This window comes from Streptomyces phyllanthi, assembly GCF_009377205.1.
GTDB lineage: Bacteria > Actinomycetota > Actinomycetes > Streptomycetales > Streptomycetaceae > Streptomyces > Streptomyces phyllanthi.
The window spans coordinates 1-1,056 of record NZ_VJZE01000934.1 but is presented as its reverse complement, the minus strand read 5'-3'; the positions used below and the strand labels follow the sequence as shown (position 1 = coordinate 1,056).

Below are 1,056 nucleotides of genomic sequence, written 5' to 3'. Positions count from 1 at the left end.
TCGGCGGAGGCTTCTGAGGCAGACCGGGGCTTCTGAGGCAGACCGGGGCTTCTGAGGCCGATTGGATCAGCCACCCGAGTGGTACTCGGGGATCATGGTCTCGGTCCCGGTCCCGGTCCCGGTCTCGGTCCCGGCCTCGGTCCCGGCCTCGGTCCCGGTCTCGGTCCCGGTCTCGGTGGCGGTCCTGGTCGAGCTGGTGCGGAGCGGTACGGCAGGTGGCCACGTCAAGTGCTGGGAGCGCTTCGCGGAGAGCGCCGCGCGGCTGCCCGGCCCCGGATCCGGCGGTGCCGGTGGGGCGGGGCTGGATCTGACCGTCTACTTCCTCGGCCGGCGGGGGAGGGAGCGGGTCGAACCCCTGTCGCCGCGCGTACGGTTCGTCATGTTGCCGCCAGTGCTCAGTACGGCAGCCCTGACGTCGTCCGACGGCGCCGAGGACATCTCCGACCTGGCACCCTGGCACCCGCGACTCGCCGCGCTGCTTCCCCGGCACGACGTCTGGCACCTGACGCACTGCTTCGCGTACGCCGCCACCGCCGTCCGGCTCGCCCGGCGCGGGGCCGTACGGCCCCGGGTCGTGGGCTCCGTGCACACCGATGTTCCGGCGCTGGCCTCGGTGTACGCGCGGTACCTCGCCGGCCGGGCGACGGGCGGCCTGCTCGGGGACCGGGGGGCGCAGTGGGCTGCCGACCGGGTCGGGACCTGGTTGCGGTGGCGGCGCGACAGGCTGCTGCGGAGCTGCGAGCGCGTGCTCGTGCCGACGCCGGAAGGGTGCGAGGAGCTCTCCCGGACACTCGGCGCGGACCGGATGGCGCTGCTACGCCGCGGCATCGACCACGAGCGCTTTCGCCCCGACGGTACGGCCCGTGCCCGGCTCGCCCGGGAGTACGGCGTACCGGTGGACCGGCCGCTCGTGCTGTTCGCCGGACGTCTGGACGCGTCCAAGCGGGTGCCGTTGCTGGCCGAGAGTCTGCGGCTGGTACGGGAGCGGGGGAGGAGCGTGCACACCGTCATGGCGGGCTTGGGGCGGAGGCGGGCGCCGTGCGGCGGGCTCTGGGT

The 1,056-nt window shown here is 74.5% G+C and carries 1 protein-coding gene; it reads left to right on the top strand.

The features are described from left to right. Window positions 1-94: 94 nt before the first annotated feature. The coding region (locus FNH04_RS46230) for a glycosyltransferase (protein ID WP_152792181.1) at window positions 95-1,056 on the top strand (962 nt) is incomplete at its 3' end.